The sequence below is a fragment of the Microbacterium alkaliflavum genome, assembly GCF_044325405.1.
In the GTDB taxonomy this organism is placed as follows: Bacteria; Actinomycetota; Actinomycetes; order Actinomycetales; family Microbacteriaceae; genus Microbacterium; species Microbacterium alkaliflavum.
In genome coordinates, this window is record NZ_JBIQWL010000009.1 from 24,069 (window position 1) to 41,563 (window position 17,495).

The following is a 17,495-nucleotide window of genomic DNA, read 5'->3' on the forward strand; positions in this document are numbered from 1 at the left end:
TCCGCAACGCCGGCGACCTGAGCGCTCGAAAGAGGAATCACAATGGCTTTGACCCCCGATGACGTCGTCACCAAGCAATTCCAGCACGTCCGGTTCAAGGAGGGCTTCGACCCGGACGAGGTGGACGACTTCCTCGATGAGATCGTCGTCGAGTGGCGCAAGACCATCGCCGAGAACGAAGAGCTGAAGGCCAAGCTCGCGGCCTACGAGTCCGGCTCGGCGCCCGCCGCCGCGGCCCCCGCTCCGGCTCCGGCACCGACACCCGCGCCCGCGCCGGCTCCCGTCTCCGAGGGCGCGCCGCCCGCCGCCGCCAGCGCCGGCATCATCGAGCTCGCCCAGCGCCTCCACGACGAGCACGTCGCCGAGGGCCAGGCCAAGCGCGACCAGCTCATCTCGGACGCGCAGGCGCAGGCCGCCGCGATCGTCTCCGAGGCCGAGACCAAGGGCCGCGAAGAGCTCGCCCGCCTCGACCGCGAGCGTGCGACGCTCGAGGGCCGCATCACCGAGCTTCGTCAGTTCGAGCGCGACTATCGCCAGCAGCTGCGTTCGTACATCGAGAGCCACCTGCGCGACCTCGAGACGACGGCGAACTCGTCGGGACCGACCCCGGTCTCGGCCGTCGGCCTCTAGGACCGGTCTTTGACAGGCCGAGCCCCCCTTCGACAGGCGGCGGCCGGCATCATCATCGCGATTCTCGCGGGGGTGGTGCTGGCCGCCGACCAGTTCACGAAGTACCTCGCGATCGAGAACCTGCCCCCTGAGGAGCCGGTTCACGTCATCGGCGACTTCCTGATCTTCTATCTCATCCGCAACTCCGGCGCGGCGTTCTCGATGGGCGAGGGCATCACGTGGGTGTTCACGATCGCACTCGCCGTGGTCGCCGTCGTCATCGTCTGGCTCGCCGCGACGCGCGTGCGCTCACGCCTGTGGGCCGTCGCTCTCGGGCTGCTTCTCGGCGGCGTGCTGGGCAACCTCACCGACCGGCTCTTCCGCGAACCGGGCTTCGCCGTCGGACACGTCGTCGACTTCATCAACACGCCGTGGCTCATGCCCGCGATCTACAACGTCGCCGACATCTTCATCGTGTCGATGATGATCGGGATCGCGCTTCTCGTGCTGGCCGGTCCCCACCTCGACGGCACGCGGCACCGCAAGGAATCCGCCGAGGAGGCCGACGGCACCGCGCGCGACGAGGTCGCCGGTCGGCAGGACGGCGACGGAACGGATGCCACGGCCGAGGCATCCGGATCCCAGGACTGACGTGGATTCGCGGAGTCTGCCCGTACCCGACGGGCTCGACGGCGTGAGGGTCGACGCCGCACTGGCGAAGATGCTCGGCTTCTCGCGCACGTTCGCGGCAGAGGTCGCCGAGGCAGGTGGCGTGCGGCTCGACGGCCGCGCTCTGGCGAAGTCCGACAAGCTCCGCGGCGGCGCGTGGCTCGAGGTCGAGTGGGAGGCGCGCCGCGAGCCCGAGGTCGTGCCCGTCGAGGTGCCCGATCTCGGCATCGTCTACGACGACGACGACATCGTCGTGGTCGACAAGCCGGCAGGCGTCGCGGCGCATCCGTCGCTGGGCTGGGACGGTCCCACCGTGCTCGGCGCCCTGGCGGCGGGCGGCTTCCGCATCGCGACGACCGGCGCCGCGGAGCGCCAGGGCGTCGTGCACCGGCTCGACGTCGGCACGAGCGGGCTCATGGTCGTCGCCAAGACGGAGCGTGCCTACACGGCGCTCAAGCGGGCATTCAAGGAGCGCGAGGTCGAGAAGATCTATCACGCCGTCGTGCAGGGCCACCCCGATCCGCTGGCCGGGACGATCGACGCGCCGATCGGACGGCATCCCACCCACTCGTGGAAGTTCGCCGTGACCCCGGCGGGCAAGGACTCCGTGACGCACTACGAGACGCTCGAGGCGTTCCCCGGTGCGTCACTCCTGGAGATCCACCTCGAGACGGGCCGCACGCACCAGATCCGCGTGCACATGGCCGCGCACCGGCATCCGTGCGTGGGAGACCCCCTCTACGGCGCCGATCCGACGCTGTCGGCCCGACTGGGACTCACCCGCCAGTGGCTGCACGCGCACGAGCTCTCGTTCGCGCACCCGCTCACGGGGGACTGGGTGACGTTCCGGTCGGACTACCCGGCGGATCTGGCGCACGCGCTCGGCGTCCTGCGCGGCGACTGACCGCTGTCGGGGGCCCGTGGCAGGCTTCCGGCATGTCCATCGACGTACGGCCCGCGACGGAATTCGACGACGTCGCGACGCTCGTGGGGCCGAAGAAGCCGACGTCGAACGTCTGCTGGTGCCTGAGCTACCGAATCCCCTCGAAGGAGAACCTCGCGCTGCACGGCCCCGAGCGCGGGCAGAAGGTGCGCGATCTCATGGCGGAGGGTCCGCCCGGAGTGCTCGCCTACGAGGGTGCGGAGGTCGTCGGGTGGGCGGCCGTGCACCGGCGCGCCGACACGTCGTTCGCGACGAACAGCAGAATCCCGCATGTCGACGACCTCGACGTGTGGTCGGTGTGGTGCATCCGGGTGCGGCCCGGCCACCGCGGCCAAGGGATCTCGCACGCCCTCCTGGCAGGCGCCGTCGAGTATGCCCGCGCGGAGGGTGCGCCGGCGATCGAGGGCTACCCCGTCGACAACGAGGGCGCGAAGGTCGACCTGACGATGGCGTACGTCGGCACGAGGAGGCTGTTCGAAAAGGCCGGCTTCCGGAAGGCCGCCCAGACGGAATCGGTGGCGGGCGGCTTTCCCCGCGTGCTGATGCGCCTCGATCTCGCGTGACACGGAGTTAGGCTGAGCCGACCGCATCCCGCGGTGCGTTGACTTGGGGGTCGACGTGGAGGAGTCGTCGCTCGGACGTCGGGCGCTGCTCATCGCTGCCGTCGCAGCGGGGGCCGCGCTCCTCTCGGCGTGCGCGCCGGTCGAGCCGACGACGTCGGGACCGTCCGGTCCGCCGCAGTCGGAGCATCCCTCGCCCTCCGGTCACGACCGTACGCCGGCGCCGTCGCACGCCTCGACGGCGACAGCCGAGCCGAGGCGGGCCTCCGCCGCTCCTGCCGAGCCCGCAACGCCGACTCCCGCATCCACGCCGACTGCGACTCCGACGCCGACCTCGACGGAGAACGCCCAGCCCGATCGCGCGGCGGTCGCGGCCCGCTTCGCCGGCGCCGTTCCCACGCAGTGGGGGACGGATGTCGCGGGCGTCCGCTCCACGCTGCTCGCGCCGACCGGTCCGTCCGGCGCCCCGCGCGTCGCCCTCACCTTCGACGCGTGCGGCGGTGGAGGCGGCTCGGGCTTCGACGCAGAGCTCATCGCGGGGCTGCGCGCGGCCGCGATCCCGGCGACGCTCTTCCTCAACAGCCGGTGGATCCAGGCGAATCCGCAGCTCGCGGCCGACCTCGCGGCCGATCCGCTCTTCGTGCTCGGCAACCACGGCACGGCGCACGTGCCGCTGTCGGTCGCGGGCCGTGGGGCCTACGGCATCCCCGGCACCCGGTCGCCGCAGGAGGCCGTCGACGAGGTGTGGGGCAACCACGAGGTGCTCACGGGCCTGACCGGCGCGCCCCCGCGCTTCTTCCGGGCCGGCACGGCGCACTACGACGAGATCGCGGCGCAGATCGTGCACGACCTCGGGGAGACGCCGATCGGCTTCTCCGTCAACGGCGACGGCGGCGCGACGTTCGGTCCGGGCACGGTGCGACAGGAGTTCGGCCGCGCGCAGGCCGGGGGCATCGTGCTCGCCCACATGAACCATCCCGAGGGCGGCACGAGCCCGGGAGCGCTGGATGCCGTGGCCGACCTGCTCGCGAGGGGCTTCGAGTTCGTGCACGTCGACGGCTGAGCCGGCCGCCGACGATGGCGCTCCCGGTCAGCGGCCCCCGAGGAAGTGCGCTTCGCCCGTCACCGCGAGCGCCTGCTCGATGCGCCGCAGCATGTCGGGACGCACCTCGTCGAGTCCGTCGAGCGGGTACCAGCCGACCTCGGTCAGCTCGCCGTCGGCAGGGAAGGGGTCGCCCGAGATCCAATCGCACCGGAACGTCACGTCGAGATAGTCGGCCTGGTCGCCGTTCTCGTAGGTGACGCGGTCGACCTGATGGATGCCGGCGAGCCGGGTCGCGCGGATGACGACGTCCGCCTCCTCGAGGGCCTCCCGCACAGCGGCGTCGGCGGGCTCCTCGCCCGGATCGACGATGCCCGTGATGGGTGTCAGCCGGCCGTTGTCGCTGCGGCGGCCGAGCAGCACCTGGCCCTCGCGGATGACGACGGCGGTGACGCCGACGAACGAGAGGGGCCTGGTGCCGACGAGGCGGCGCAGCTCGAGGACGAATTCGGGGGTCGCCATGACCCCACGCTACAGGCGGAGCACACCACCTCCTGCGGTGGAGCCGTCGCTGCGTCACACTGAATACGTGAACCACTGAGCCCGAATCAGGCAATACCTAATGTGAGCACAGACAGCGAGATCATCCTCCGCTCCGTGGAGGAGCCGGCGGTGTTCGCCGAGCTCTTCGAGCAGCATGCCAGGATGGTCGGCCGCTTCGCGGCCCGCCGGGTCGGCGTCGTTGCGGCGGAGGATATCCTGAGCGAGACGTTCCTGGTCGCCTTCCGTCGGCGCAAAGACTTCGACGCGGCCTGGCAGTCGGCCACGCCGTGGCTGCTCGGGATCGCCTCTCGCGTACTCAAGAAGCATCGGGCGGTCGAGGCCGCGCATTGGCGCTCCCTGGTCATGCTCGCGGGACGAGAGATCGGGGAGGGCGACGGAGCGCTCGAGGAGGCCGCCGATCGCGCCGACGCCGAAGCATCCCTGCGGTCTCTGGCGCCCAGCATCGCGAAGCTCCCGGCGAGGGACCGCGACACGCTCCTGCTCTATGCCTGGGGCGATCTCACCTACACCGAGGTGGCGCACGCGCTGGGGGTTCCGACCGGCACGGTGCGATCGAGGTTGAACAGAGTGCGCCGCCGGCTGGCGGCGGGAGCACCGGCCGCAGCTGCGGCGGATCTCGAGGGAGGAGCGGTCGATGGACCTGTTGGATCGCGTGCGTGACTGGGGCTCGGAGATCGAGCTTCCCGAGGAACGCCTCGCCGCGGCACGGCAGAGGCTCGCAGCCGCCGTTTCCGCCGAGCCGGCCCGACGGCGACGGTGGAAGTGGACGATCGGGGTCGGCGGCGGGATGGGCGGGCTGGCCATCGCAGCTGCCGCGACCGTCACGACGATCGTGATCGCGGGAGCCCCCGATCCCATCCCGACGACGCACATCGCCGCGACACCCACCCCCGATGTCACACCGACACCGACTCCTGATGTCAGCGTCGCACCGCCTCCTCAGCCGACCGCCCCGACTGTCCCGGCCTCCCCGACCGTCCCGACGGCGACGGATGTGCTCGAGCGGGCGGCAGTGCTCGCCGTCACGTCGGTGACTCCCCTCACTCAGGGCCAGTATCTCCGCGTGCGCAACCAGACCGAGCAGCTCGTGCTCTTCGCGCAGGGCGTCAACGAGAACTCTCCGTACGACGTCTCACGGCAGGCGGCGACAGCGGCCTGGATCTCGAGGAGCGGATACAGCACCTACATCCCCGCCGAGCGCTCCGGGGAATGGGTTCGCGAGTTCGAGACGGATCCCCGAATCGCCGTTGTGTACGGTGCTGAGGGGCAGTTCCGAGCTGACGAGTGGCGCGGGCTGTTCAGCCTCCAGCCGATGATCGAGCACTTCCAGGGCGGACTCGACTTCGTGGGCGATGGCGGGGCGACCGGGCCGATCTACGCCTCGGACGAGTACTTCGCCCAGCTGCCGCGCAACCCGGCCGCGCTGTTCGAATGGCACCGGAACCGGCTCGCAGCGGGAAACGTGGTGGACCCCGACGCGCAGGCGGTGCAGGTGCTGATCCAGGATCTCGAGCTCAATGCGGCCCCCGCGGATCTCCGCCAGGCGATGTTCCGGGCGCTCGCGATCATCGAGGGCACGACGATCGAATCCGTCGACGGCTCGGTCACGACACTGGGGTTCACCTTCCCCGTGTCACAGGGAGTGCGCTCCTCCACGCTCTCGATCGACACCGACACGGGGCTCGTCGTGGCGAGCACGAGCACGTTCCGCGAGCTCGGCGGCTCGATCGTCCCCGACTCCGTGCCGGACTTCCGCGTGACCACGACCGTCTCCGTGGTCGACTCGGCTCCGTGACCTCCCCGCCCCTCAGGCCGACAGTCGGGCGGCACTCGCGGGCGAGCATCCGCCGGGTTGTCGGCACCTCTTCGTAGACTCGATGCGTGGCATCCGATTCCTTCGTCCATCTGCACGTGCACAGCGAATACTCGATGCTCGACGGGGCCGCGAAGATCGGCGCGATGACCCAGGCGGCGGCCGAGTACGGCATGCCGGCCATCGCGGTGACCGATCACGGCAACACCTTCGCCGCGTTCGAGTTCTACAACGCGGCCAGGAATGCGGGCGTCAAGCCGATCATCGGGCTCGAGGCGTACGTCACGCCCGGCACGCACCGCAGCGACAAGTCGCGCGTCGCGTGGGGCTCGCCCGAGCAGAAGAGCGACGACGTCTCGGGCTCCGGCGCCTACACCCACATGACGATGTGGAGCCGCACCACGGAGGGGATGCACAATCTCTTCCGGCTCAGCTCGCTGTCGAGCATGGAGGGCTATTACTTCAAGCCCCGCATGGACCGGGAGCTGCTCGAGACCTACGGCAAGGGCCTCATCGCGACGACGGGCTGCCCGTCGGGCGAGGTGCAGACCCGTCTCCGCCTCGGCCAGTACGACGCGGCACGCGCGGCGGCGGCCGAGTTCCAGGACATCTTCGGCAAGGAGAACTACTTCGCCGAGATCATGGACCACGGGCTGTCGATCGAGCGCCGGGTCATGACCGACCTCATCCGCCTCTCGAAAGACCTCGACATCCCGCTGGTCGCGACGAACGACTCCCACTACACGCACCAGCACGAGGCCGACGCCCACGCCGCCCTGCTGTGCGTGCAGTCCGGTTCGACCCTCGACGACCCGAACCGCTTCAAGTTCGACGGCGACGGCTACTACATCAAGACCGCGCAGGAGATGCGGCAGATCTTCCGCGACCACCCCGAGGCCTGCGACAACACGCTCCTCATCGCCGAGCGCTGCGAGATCGAGTTCAACACGAGCGCGAACTACATGCCGCGCTTCCCCGTCCCCGACGGCGAGACCGAAGACAGCTGGCTGATCAAAGAGGTCGAGACGGGGCTCCACTACCGCTACCCCGCCGGCATCCCCGACAAGGTCCGCAAGCAGGCCGAGTACGAGACCGGCATCATCCTGCAGATGGGGTTCCCCGGCTACTTCCTCGTCGTCGCCGACTTCATCAACTGGGCGAAGGACAACGGCATCCGCGTCGGGCCGGGCCGCGGCTCGGGCGCCGGTTCGATGGTCGCCTACGCGATGCGCATCACCGACCTCGATCCCCTCGAGCACGGGCTCATCTTCGAGCGCTTCCTCAACCCCGACCGCGTCTCGATGCCCGACTTCGACGTCGACTTCGACGACCGCCGCCGCGGCGAGGTGATCGACTACGTGACGGAGAAGTACGGCTCCGAGCGCGTGGCCCAGATCGTCACGTACGGCACGATCAAGTCGAAGCAGGCCCTGAAAGACGCCGGGCGCGTGCTCGGCTTCCCGTTCAGCATGGGCGAGCGGCTCACGAAGGCGATGCCGCCCGCCGTCATGGGCAAGGACATGCCGTTGAGCGGCATGTACGACTCGCAGCATCCCCGGTTCAAAGAGGCGAGCGAGTTCCGCGCGCTGATCGACACCGATCCCGAGGCCAAGACGGTCTTCGATCGCGCACTGGGGCTCGAGGGGCTGAAGCGCCAGTGGGGCGTGCACGCGGCGGGCGTCATCATGTCGTCCGAGCCGCTGCTCGACATCATCCCGATCATGCGCCGCGAGCAGGACGGCCAGATCGTCACGCAGTTCGACTACCCGTCGTGCGAGACGCTCGGCCTCATCAAGATGGACTTCCTGGGGCTGCGCAACCTCACGATCATCTCCGACGCCCTCGACAACATCCGCATGAACCGCGGCGAGGAGCTCGACCTCGAGCACCTCGCTCTCGACGACCGCGAGGCCTACGAACTGCTCACGAGGGGCGACACGCTCGGCGTGTTCCAGCTCGACGGCGGGCCGATGCGCTCGCTCCTGCGCCTGATGAAGCCCGACAACTTCGAAGACGTCTCGGCCGTCATCGCGCTGTACCGCCCGGGCCCGATGGGTGCCAACTCGCACATCAACTACGCGCTGCGCAAGAACGGCCAGCAGGAGGTCACGCCGATCCATCCCGAGCTCGAGGAGTCGCTGAAAGACATCCTCGACATCAGCTACGGCCTGATCATCTATCAGGAGCAGGTCATGGCGATCGCGCAGAAGGTCGCGGGCTTCTCGCTCGGTCAAGCGGACATCCTCCGCCGTGCGATGGGCAAGAAGAAGAAGTCCGAGCTCGACAAGCAGTACGAGGGCTTCTCCGGCGGCATGAAGGAGCGCGGGTTCGGCGACGGCGCCGTGAAGGCGCTGTGGGACATCCTGCTGCCCTTCTCCGACTACGCGTTCAACAAGGCGCACTCGGCCGCGTACGGCCTCGTGTCGTACTGGACGGCCTACCTGAAGGCCCATTACCCGGCCGAGTACATGGCAGCGCTGCTGACGAGCGTCGGCGACTCCAAGGACAAGATGGCGGTCTACCTCAACGAGTGCCGCCGCATGGGAATCAGGGTGCTGCCGCCCGACGTGGGGGAGTCGATCCGGTACTTCGCCGCCGTCGGGGAGGACATCCGCTTCGGCCTCGGCGCCGTCCGCAACGTGGGCGCCAACGTCGTCGACGGAATCGTCGCTGCCCGCAAGGAGGCCTCGTACGTCGGCTTCCACGACTTCCTGACGAAGGTGCCGGCCCACGTCGCGAACAAGCGCACGATCGAGTCGCTCATCAAGGCGGGCGCGTTCGACTCGCTCGGCTCGACGCGCCGCGCTCTCATGGAGATCCACGAGGACGCGACCGAGCAGGCGGTGCTCGACAAGCGCCGCGAGGCCAACGGCGAGGTCGGATTCGACTTCGACAGCCTGTGGGGCGACGACGAGCCGCAGCAGACACAGAAGGTGCCCGAGCGTCCGGAGTGGACGAAGAAGGACAAGCTCGCGTTCGAGCGCGAGATGCTCGGCCTCTACGTGTCCGACCACCCGCTGGCGGGCCTGGAGATCCCGCTCGCGAAGCACGCGTCGCTCAGCATCCACGACCTCCTCTCCTCCGAGACGATCGAAGACGGCGAGCAGGTCACGGTCGCCGGCCTCGTCACGAGTGTGCAGCACCGCGTCGCGAAATCGAGCGGCAACCCGTACGGCATGATCACGGTCGAGGACTTCAACGGCGAGGTGACCGTCATGTTCATGGGCAAGACGTACACCGAGTTCGCGTCGATGCTGCAGGCCGACTCGATCCTCGTCGTGCGCGGACGCGTGTCGCGGCGCGACGACGGGCTCAATCTGCACGCGCAGTCGGCGTTCGCCCCCGATCTGGGAGCGGTGGATGCCTCGGGCCCCCTCATCCTCGTCGTGCCCGAGCATCGGGCCACGGAGAGCCTCGTGAACGAGCTCGCCGCCGTGCTGGGCCGCCACAGCGGCGACACCGAGGTGACGCTGCGACTGCACAAGGGGTCGATCGCTAAGGTGTTCGAGGTTCCCATGCCCGTGCAGGTGACGGCCGACCTCTACGGCGAGCTCAAGGGCCTCCTCGGTCCGCAGTGCCTGGGCTGAGCGACCCGGCAGAAGTGACGGCCCGATGAATCGGCGCAGCGCCGCTGCGTCCTCATCGTGGTCTCACGGGTGATGAGTAGGATCGGGACGTTGCGCCGTGGCTCGGCGCAGGGAGAGGGAACATCGTGGCCGACGAGCAACTGGACGACAAACGAGCCTTCGACGGAGCAGGCGACGCCGGCGCCATCGAGGCCGAAGCGGCAGAGCCCGGCGCGGTTGAGCCCGGCGTGGCAGCGCCCGGCATGGCAGAGGCCGCCGAGAGCTCCGAGGTGCCTCCGCAGTACGGCGTGGGTCCGTTCTCGGTGCGCGAGGTGGCGCTGGGCGGCGTGTGGCTCGTCGCGTTCGTCGTGTCGTTCTTCTCCCTCAACCCCGTCCGCTTCGACTCCGTGTGGACGTCGGGTCTCGGCTGGATCCTCACGATCGGCGTGCCGACCATCGCCGTCTTCCTCATCGCTCTGCGCCGGCTCTCGCCCGACGGCATCCGCCGCGTCGGGTCGCTCGGCGTCGACCAGTTCGCATCGGTCGCCTTCTCGGTGTCCACCGTGGTCTGGATCACCTACATCTGGGAAACCGTCGCCTTCGCCATCGACAACGGCATCTGGGCCCGCTCGTGGGTCATGTGGGTCGAGGCCGTGCTCATGCTGGCGGGCGTCATCCTCACGGTGTTCGCGCCGTTGATCCCCGCGCTGTGCGAAGACTTCCGCTATCGTCCCGAGGTTCCCGCGCACCGCAACGCGAGCCCGACGCGCCCCGTCGCGCCGCGCCCCGCGCCTGCGCCGCGCCCCGAGCCGTCTCCCGCGGAGGCCGCAGAGGCCGCAGCCGTCGCCGCCCCGGTCGCCACGGCCGATCAGCCCGCCCAGGAGCCTTACGGCTCGCCCTACGCCGCGCAGCCCACAGACAGCTCATGGGCCGAGCCGGCCGCGTACACGGCCCCGTACCAGACGGCGCACACCGAGCCCACGGTTGAGCAGCATGCGCCCGTGCGGCATCAGGCGTTCTGGGCGCTCGTGCCCGAGGAGCGCGACGTCACCGATGAGCAGGGCCGCCCGCTGTGGCGCATCGGTCCCGGTGCGTGGGCGCTCGTCATCGAGGATCGCGGCGACGTCTTCGTCATGCGCCACGAGGACGGCCGCATCGGCTACCTCCACGACACGACGGGCGTCACGCGCGGCTGAGCCGGCAGGAGCGGCATCGCGCGGCGCGATAGCCTGAACGGATGCTCCGCACGATCGACCTCCGCGGCCGCGCCCTCACCTCAGCCGAACTGCTTGCGACCGTCCCCCGTGCGACGGCCGCCCGCGAAGAGGCGCTGACGACCGCCGCGGCGATCGTCCACGACGTCTCCGAGCAGGGCGAGGCGGCGCTGCGCGCGCAGGCGGCCCGCTTCGACGGCGTCGAGGGACACGACATCCGCGTGCCCGCGGCGCACCTCGACGAGGCCCTCCAGACGCTCGACCCCGCCGTGCGAACGGCGCTCGAGCACGCGATCGAGCGCGTTCGCACGGCCTCGGCGGCGCAGATCCCGGCGCCGTCGGTGACCGAGCTCGCTCCCGGCGCCCGCGTCGTGCAGCGCTGGCAGCCCGTCCGCCGCGTGGGCGTGTACGTCCCCGGCGGCAAGGCCGTCTACCCCTCGAGCGTCGTCATGAACGTCGTGCCCGCACAGGTCGCCGGCGTGACCGAGGTCGCACTCGCGTCGCCGCCGCAGCGCGAGAACGGCGGTCGCGTGCACCCCGTGATCCTCGCCGCCGCGAAGCTCCTCGGCGTCGAAGAGGTCTACGCGATGGGCGGGGCCGGCGCCATCGGTGCCTTCGCGCACGGCGTCGCGTCGCTCGGCCTCGAGCCCGTCGACGTCGTCACCGGCCCCGGGAACAACTTCGTCGCCGCCGCCAAGCGCGCCGTCGCGGGCCTCGTGGGAACCGACGCGGAGGCGGGCGCCACCGAGATCCTCATCGTCGCCGACGACACCGCCGACCCCGGGCTCGTCGCGGCCGACCTCATCAGCCAGGCAGAGCACGACGAGCAGGCTGCCGCCGTGCTCGTGACAGACTCGGCTGCCCTCGCCTATGCCGTCGCGGCACAGACCGCGGGGCGCGCGGCCCGCACGCTGCACGCCGAGCGCGTCGCGGCGGCACTCCGCGGCCCGCAGTCCGCCATCGTGCTCGTCGACGACCTCGCCGTCGCGACCGCGTTCAGCAACGCCTACGCCCCCGAGCACCTCGAACTCCACCTGGCCGACCCCAAGGCCGACGAGTTCGTGCACGCGGGGGCGGTCTTCGTGGGCGCGGACTCGCCCGTGAGCCTCGGCGACTACCTCGCCGGCAGCAACCACGTGCTGCCCACCGGGGGACAGGCGCGCTACTCGGCCGGCCTGTCGGCCGCGACGTTCCTGCGGCCGCAGCAGCTCATCGAGTACGACCGCGCGGCGCTGGAGGCCGTGCGCGACGACATCGTCGCGCTGGCGAACGCCGAGCACCTCCCGGCCCACGGCGAGGCCGTCGAGGCGCGGTTCGAGCCGTCCGACGAGCACAGCGGCCGCGCCGGCGACTGAGTCGCGTAGTCTGTCGGTGCCATGCACTGCCCCTTCTGCCGTCATCCGGATTCGCGCGTCATCGACTCGCGCACGAGCGACGACGGGCTCAGCATCCGTCGCCGTCGTCAGTGTCCGGAGTGCGGCGGGCGCTTCTCGACGATCGAGACCGCGAGCCTGAACGTCATCAAGCGCTCGGGGGTCATCGAACCGTTCAGCCGCGAGAAGGTCATGTCCGGTGTGCGCAAGGCATGCCAGGGCCGGCCGGTGACGGAGGGCGACCTCGCCGTGCTCGCCCAGACGGTGGAGGAGGCCGTCCGGCAGACGGGCGCCTCGCAGGTCGACACGAACGAGATCGGCCTCGCGATCCTCGGCCCGCTGCGCACGCTCGACGAGGTCGCCTACCTGCGCTTCGCGAGCGTGTACCAGGCGTTCGACTCGCTGGAGGACTTCGAGAGCGCGATCGCCCAGCTGCGTTCCGACCACGCACCGGCCCGGGGCTCCGCCGAGTCCTGAGCCTGCCCGGCGGGTCGGTAGCCTGGAGAGGATGTATCCCCTCCTGTTCCGGACCGTCCTGTCGCGCATGGACCCCGAGTCGGCGCACCACGCCGCGATGCTCGTGATCCGCGTCCTCGGCGTCCCGCCGTTCTCCTGGGCCGCCCGAGCCGTCACCAAGCCCGATCCGGCGCTGCGGACGCGCGCCCTCGGCCTCGACTTCGACTCGCCCTTCGGCGTCGCGGCGGGTTTCGACAAGGACGTGCGCGGGGCGGCGGGACTCGGCGCGCTCGGATTCGGGCACGTGGAGGTCGGCACGCTCACCGCCATCCCGCAGGAGGGCAACCCCAGGCCGCGCCTGTTCCGGCTCATTCCCGACCGCGCCGTCGTCAACCGCATGGGGTTCAACAACCGGGGCGCCGAGGCTGCGGCAGCACGCCTGCGCCGTCTGCGCCGGCGTCGCCGGCGGCCCGTGCTCGGCGTCAACATCGGCAAGAGCCGCGTCGTCGACGTCGCGAACGCCACCGCCGACTACGTCACGAGCGCGCGTCTGCTCGCGCCGCTGGCCGACTACCTCGTCGTCAACGTCTCGTCGCCCAACACGCCCGGCTTGCGCGGTCTGCAGGCCGTCGAGACCCTGCGTCCTCTCCTGCAGGCGGTTCGGGATGCCGCCGGTGCGACGCCGCTGCTGGTCAAGATCGCGCCCGATCTCCCCGACGACGAGATCGAGGCGATCGCGACCCTGGCCGTCGACACGCACCTCGCGGGCATCATCGCGACGAACACCACGATCTCGCGCGAAGGACTCGCCACCGATCCGGCCGTCGTCGCCGCGGCGGGGGACGGCGGGCTCTCCGGGGCCCCGCTGAAGGCGCGCGCGCTCGAGGTGCTGCGGATCCTGCGACGCGCCGTGCCCGAGAACTTCTGCGTCGTGAGTGTGGGCGGCGTGGAGACGGCCGCCGACGTGCAGGAGCGACGGGATGCCGGCGCCGACCTCGTGCAGGGCTACACGGCATTCCTCTATCGCGGCCCGCTGTGGGCGCGTCAGATCAACCGCGGGCTCGCGCCGCGCGGCTGACGCAGAAGCCCCGCCGGTCGGCGGGGCTTCTCGGGCTTACTTCGGGTGCTCGCCGCGCTTGACCTGCGGCTTGGGCAGACGCAGGAACTTCATCTGGATCGAGCGCATGGCGGCGTACCAGCCGAGGCCCTTCTCGACCTTGTCTCCCCACTTCGCCTTCGCGGCGCGCTTGACGCGGATCGACGTCCACACCATGTCGCCGATGACGAGGAAGATGAACAGCCACAGGCCCATGAACGAGTAGTACTGCAGGGCCGTGATCGGCACGAACGTCATGATGATGACGAGCACCATGGCGGGCATGACGGCCTCGCCGAGGTGCCAGCCGGCGTCGACGTAGTCGCGCACCCAGCGGCGCTGCGGACCCTTGTCGCGTGCCGTCAGGTAGCGGTCGTCGCCCGCGGCCATTCCGGCGCGGGCCTTGTCGCGCTGCTGCGCGAGGTCGGCCTTGGCGCGAGCCTTGGCCTCCTTGGTGTCGGGGACGAGCGGACGCTTGCGGGCGGCCTCCTGCTCGGCCCGCGAGGGGGTCGGGCGACCCTTGCTCGATCCGGAGGAAGGCGCCTCCGACGGCGCGTCGTTGGGGGCGGAGGGTGTCTGTGCCACGGGAGTTCCTCGGGAGGCGGTGTCAAGGGGTGCCCTTAAGATTACCCGCATGACCTCTGACCTCACCCGTGCAGAGGCTGTGCGCGACGCCGCGCTCGCCGGCGTCCCCGCAGCCCTCGCCGATCTCGGCAACCTCGTGCGCATCCCCTCTGTCGCGTTCCCCGGGTTCGACCCCGCACCCGTGCGGCGCAGCGCCGAGGCGGTCAAGGCGCTCGTCGAGGCGACCGGCCTGTTCGAGACGGTCGCGATCGCCGATGCGGCGATCCCCGAGACGGGCGGACGGGGGATGCCGGCGGTGCTCGCGTCGCGCCCCGCGCGCAACGGACGGCCGACGATCCTCCTCTACGCGCACCACGACGTGCAGCCGGTCGGTGACGAGAGCCTGTGGGAGTCGCCGCCCTTCGAGCCCACCGTGCGCGGCGGTCGGCTCTACGGCCGCGGCGCCGCCGACGACAAGGCGGGCATCATGGCCCACGTCGGCGCGCTCCGCGCCCTCAAGGAGGCGCTCGGCGACGACTTCGACCTCGGGGTCGCACTGTTCTTCGAGGGGGAGGAGGAGGCCGGCTCGCTCTCCTTCGCGCAGTTCCTCTCGGACCACGCCGACGCCCTGCGCGCCGACGTCATCGTCGTCGCCGACTCCGGCAACTGGGATTCCCGGACCCCTGCCCTCACCGTCTCGCTGCGTGGGAATGCCAAGTTCCGGCTCCGGGTGCGCACGCTCGAGCACGCCTCCCACTCCGGCATGTTCGGGGGAGCCGTGCCTGACGCCATGATGGCGACCGTCCAGCTCCTCGCGACGCTGTGGGACGACGACGGCGCGGCGGCCGTCGAGGGGCTCACGGAGCGCGACACGCCGACGCCCGACTACACCGAGGAGACGCTCCGCGACGAGGCGGGCCTGCCCTCCGGCGTCAGCCCGATCGGACGCGGCACGATCCTGAGCCGCATCTGGAACAAGCCGTCGATCACGGTGACCGGCATCGACGCCCCGAGCGTCGTCAACGCCTCGAACACGCTGTCGCCCGAGATCACGGTCGTGATCAGCGCGCGCGTCGCACCCGGCCAGGAGGCGAAGAGCGCCTACCAGGCGATCGAGGCGCATCTGCGCGCGCACGCTCCCTTCGGCGCGGAGCTCGAGTTCACGGGACACGAGTTCGGCAACCCGTTCCTCGTGGACACGAGCGGCTGGGCCGTCACCGACGCGCGCGCGGCGCTCGGCGACGCGTACGGCGTCGATCCCGTCGACATGGGCGTGGGCGGCTCGATCCCGTTCATCGCCGACCTCGTGCGGGAGTTCGAAGGCGCCCAGATCCTCGTGACGGGCGTGGAGGATCCGCACGCCCGTGCCCACAGCCCCAACGAGTCGCTGCACCTCGACACGTTCCGCAACGCCCTCGTCGCCGAGGCGCTCCTGCTCGAGAAGCTGGACGCCCGCACGCTCTGACGACGGCGGCGTACGGCATCCTTCGAGCCTCGGCCCCGCCGGGCGTCGTAGAATCGAGTCAACCGCTGCGATCGCGCCACCGGCGCGGCCACGACCTGCGCGAGGAGAGTCATGACCGACACCGCACTGTCGACCGACCAGACCACGGCCGCCCACGGCGTGCTGCTCACCGACGCGGCCGCCGCGAAAGTGAAGAGCCTGCTCGAGCAGGAGGGTCGCGACGACCTGCGTCTGCGCGTCGCCGTCCAGCCGGGCGGATGCAGCGGCCTGATCTATCAGCTGTACTTCGACGAGCGCTTCCTGGACGGCGACAAGGCCGTGGACTTCGACGGCGTCGAGGTCATCGTCGACGACATGAGCGTCCCGTACCTCGACGGTGCCTCGATCGACTTCAAGGACACGATCTCGGAGCAGGGCTTCACGATCGACAACCCCAACGCGGCGGGCAGCTGCGCCTGCGGCGACAGCTTCCACTGACCCTTCCGCACTGTTTCGAAACGCCCCTTCCGCCGATGCGGAACGGGGCGTTTCGGCGTGCCCGGATGGCTCGTCGAAATGCCGCTCGAGGCGGGCGCGCGCTGGGCGCTTGGCCTGAATCCGGTGAGAGGTTGCCCTAGACTGGCGACAGTCCTGTTCGCGACCCGGAAAGGTGCACCGTGCCCCCGAAACGTCGTCTCCGCTGGGCCCTCCTTCCCCTTGGGATCGCAGCGGCAGCCGTTCTGGCGGGGTGCACCCCCACTGAGCTCCACGGATTCCTCCCGGGCTTCACGGAAGACGGCCAGCCCGCCACGAACCACACCGACATGGTCGCGGGCCTCTGGGTCAACTCGTGGATCGTCCTGCTCGTCGTCGGCATCGTCACGTGGGGCCTCATGGGCTGGGCGGCGATCGTCTACCGCCGCCGTCGCGGCCAGAGCGGCCTGCCCGTGCAGCTGCGCTACAACATGCCGATCGAGATCTTCTACACGATCGTGCCGCTGATCCTCGTGGTCGGGTTCTTCGCCTTCACGGCGCGCGACCAGGCGACGCTCGAGACGCAGACCGAGAACCCCGACGTGTCGATCGTCGCGATCGGCAAGCAGTGGGCGTGGGACTTCCAGTACAACGGCGAGAAGGCCGACGGCGCGGACGCCGTCTGGTCGATGGGCGTGCAGGCCGAGCCCGACGCGCAGGGCAACGTCGACCAGGCGAAGCTGCCGACGCTGTACCTGCCGGTCGACAAGTCGGTCAAGATCACGCTCCAGTCGCGTGACGTCATCCACTCCTTCTGGATCGTCGACTTCCTCTACAAGAAGGACATGTACATCGGGCGTGACAACTACTGGTCGTTCACCCCGACCCGTGAGGGCACCTACGAGGGCAAGTGCGCAGAACTCTGCGGCGAGTACCACTCGGCGATGCTCTTCAACGTGAAGGTCGTCAGCGAGGGGGAGTACGAGCAGTACCTCGCCTCACTGCGCGACAAGGGCCAGACCGGCAGCATCACCGACGAATACGACCGTCTGACGAACCTGCCCGGCACCGGTGAGACCACCACTGACGAGGAAAAGAACGACTGATC

The 17,495-nt window shown here is 70.2% G+C and carries 17 protein-coding genes; 15 read left to right on the plus strand and 2 right to left on the minus strand.

The window, feature by feature from the left end:
• The first annotated feature begins 42 nt into the window (after positions 1 to 42).
• Genes ACH3VR_RS18430 through ACH3VR_RS18450 form a run of 5 tightly spaced genes read left to right on the plus strand, consistent with a single transcriptional unit; the run spans position 43 to position 3,844 of the window.
• Entirely contained in the window at positions 43 to 630 is a 588-nt protein-coding gene (locus ACH3VR_RS18430; protein ID WP_397557782.1) for a DivIVA domain-containing protein, read from the plus strand.
• Positions 631 to 639: 9 nt separating this feature from the next.
• Positions 640 to 1,260: a signal peptidase II gene (lspA, locus tag ACH3VR_RS18435; RefSeq protein ID WP_397557783.1), complete on the plus strand. Its 621-nt coding sequence runs from the start codon at positions 640 to 642 to the stop codon at positions 1,258 to 1,260.
• Position 1,261: 1 nt separating this feature from the next.
• The gene (locus ACH3VR_RS18440; RefSeq protein WP_397557784.1) at positions 1,262 to 2,182 is read left to right on the plus strand and encodes an RluA family pseudouridine synthase; all 921 of its coding nucleotides are present in this window, start codon (positions 1,262 to 1,264) and stop codon (positions 2,180 to 2,182) included.
• Positions 2,183 to 2,214: 32 nt separating this feature from the next.
• Entirely contained in the window at positions 2,215 to 2,784 is a 570-nt protein-coding gene (locus ACH3VR_RS18445) for a GNAT family N-acetyltransferase (RefSeq protein WP_397557785.1), read from the plus strand.
• Between the two features lie 43 nt (positions 2,785 to 2,827).
• The gene (locus tag ACH3VR_RS18450) at positions 2,828 to 3,844 is read left to right on the plus strand and encodes a polysaccharide deacetylase family protein (protein WP_397557786.1); all 1,017 of its coding nucleotides are present in this window, start codon (positions 2,828 to 2,830) and stop codon (positions 3,842 to 3,844) included.
• A gap of 27 nt (positions 3,845 to 3,871) precedes the next feature.
• Here the strand turns inward: ACH3VR_RS18450 and ACH3VR_RS18455 are convergent, their stop codons facing one another.
• Positions 3,872 to 4,345, minus strand: a complete 474-nt coding sequence (locus ACH3VR_RS18455; protein ID WP_397557787.1) for an NUDIX hydrolase — start codon at positions 4,343 to 4,345, stop codon at positions 3,872 to 3,874.
• Positions 4,346 to 4,447: 102 nt separating this feature from the next.
• Between ACH3VR_RS18455 and ACH3VR_RS18460 the strand changes: the two genes are divergently transcribed.
• The 7 genes from ACH3VR_RS18460 (at position 4,448) to ACH3VR_RS18490 (ending at position 13,887) form a co-directional block, all read left to right on the plus strand.
• Positions 4,448 to 5,047: an RNA polymerase sigma factor gene (locus ACH3VR_RS18460; RefSeq protein ID WP_397557788.1), complete on the plus strand. Its 600-nt coding sequence runs from the start codon at positions 4,448 to 4,450 to the stop codon at positions 5,045 to 5,047.
• On the plus strand, positions 5,022 to 6,182 hold the full coding sequence (locus ACH3VR_RS18465; protein WP_397557789.1) for a hypothetical protein: 1,161 nt from the start codon (positions 5,022 to 5,024) through the stop codon (positions 6,180 to 6,182). Before ACH3VR_RS18460 ends, ACH3VR_RS18465 begins: the two co-directional genes overlap by 26 nt.
• 134 nt (positions 6,183 to 6,316) lie before the next feature.
• Entirely contained in the window at positions 6,317 to 9,787 is a 3,471-nt protein-coding gene (gene dnaE / locus ACH3VR_RS18470) for a DNA polymerase III subunit alpha (protein WP_397557908.1), read from the plus strand.
• Positions 9,788 to 9,912: 125 nt separating this feature from the next.
• Complete coding sequence (locus ACH3VR_RS18475) at positions 9,913 to 10,962, plus strand: hypothetical protein (protein ID WP_397557790.1); 1,050 nt, start codon at positions 9,913 to 9,915, stop codon at positions 10,960 to 10,962.
• Between the two features lie 41 nt (positions 10,963 to 11,003).
• On the plus strand, positions 11,004 to 12,335 hold the full coding sequence (gene hisD / locus ACH3VR_RS18480; protein ID WP_397557791.1) for a histidinol dehydrogenase: 1,332 nt from the start codon (positions 11,004 to 11,006) through the stop codon (positions 12,333 to 12,335).
• 21 nt (positions 12,336 to 12,356) lie between these two features.
• Complete coding sequence (gene nrdR / locus ACH3VR_RS18485) at positions 12,357 to 12,830, plus strand: transcriptional regulator NrdR (protein WP_397557792.1); 474 nt, start codon at positions 12,357 to 12,359, stop codon at positions 12,828 to 12,830.
• Positions 12,831 to 12,861: 31 nt separating this feature from the next.
• Positions 12,862 to 13,887 carry a quinone-dependent dihydroorotate dehydrogenase gene (locus tag ACH3VR_RS18490; RefSeq protein ID WP_397557793.1) on the plus strand — a complete coding sequence of 342 codons (1,026 nt, stop codon included), beginning with the start codon at positions 12,862 to 12,864 and terminating at the stop codon, positions 13,885 to 13,887.
• 36 nt (positions 13,888 to 13,923) lie between these two features.
• Here the strand turns inward: ACH3VR_RS18490 and ACH3VR_RS18495 are convergent, their stop codons facing one another.
• The gene (locus ACH3VR_RS18495) at positions 13,924 to 14,490 is read right to left on the minus strand and encodes a DUF3043 domain-containing protein (RefSeq protein WP_397557794.1); all 567 of its coding nucleotides are present in this window, start codon (positions 14,488 to 14,490) and stop codon (positions 13,924 to 13,926) included.
• Between the two features lie 49 nt (positions 14,491 to 14,539).
• On the opposite strand from ACH3VR_RS18495, the gene ACH3VR_RS18500 reads away from it, so the two are divergent.
• The 3 genes from ACH3VR_RS18500 to ctaC all read left to right on the plus strand — a co-directional run bounded on the left by ACH3VR_RS18500 (position 14,540) and on the right by ctaC (position 17,493).
• A complete protein-coding gene (locus ACH3VR_RS18500; protein ID WP_397557795.1) occupies positions 14,540 to 15,934 on the plus strand; it encodes a dipeptidase in 1,395 nt (464 codons plus the stop codon).
• A gap of 111 nt (positions 15,935 to 16,045) precedes the next feature.
• Positions 16,046 to 16,411, plus strand: a complete 366-nt coding sequence (gene erpA / locus ACH3VR_RS18505; protein ID WP_397557796.1) for an iron-sulfur cluster insertion protein ErpA — start codon at positions 16,046 to 16,048, stop codon at positions 16,409 to 16,411.
• A gap of 179 nt (positions 16,412 to 16,590) precedes the next feature.
• Positions 16,591 to 17,493, plus strand: coding sequence for an aa3-type cytochrome oxidase subunit II (gene ctaC, locus ACH3VR_RS18510; protein ID WP_397557797.1), 903 nt, complete (start codon positions 16,591 to 16,593; stop codon positions 17,491 to 17,493).
• The last annotated feature ends 2 nt before the right edge of the window (positions 17,494 to 17,495 follow it).